1 protein-coding gene is annotated in these 290 nt (G+C 43.4%); it reads left to right on the top strand.

Annotated features, from left to right (window positions below; genetic code table 11):
• Positions 1–75 precede the first annotated feature (75 nt).
• A partial coding sequence (locus HC175_RS23140) for a hypothetical protein (protein ID WP_168140095.1) occupies positions 76–290 on the top strand: 215 nt, incomplete at its 3' end.

Below are 290 nucleotides of genomic sequence, written 5' to 3'. Positions count from 1 at the left end.
ACGAGTTTAAAATTGAACTTGCACGGCGTACTGTTGTTCGTGCATTAATGCAGGCTGCTAAAATAGACAAATAGTATGGCAACAAATTTTATAGGAACCCCTGAAAACAGGGTTGACGGCAGGGACAAAGTCACCGGGAACGCAAAATATACAGCAGAATTTCACAAGGAGGGGCTTTTGCACGGCGTAGTAGTCTCTTCTGCCATTGCAAAAGGACGAATCAAAAATATAGATACAGCTGCAGCTCTCCAGCTTAATGGTGTGGTGGAGGTTTTTACACACGAGAATAC

Source organism: Salinimicrobium oceani (assembly GCF_012037645.1).
Note: the sequence above shows the minus strand (reverse complement) of the source record. Positions and strands in the feature narration are given on the sequence as shown.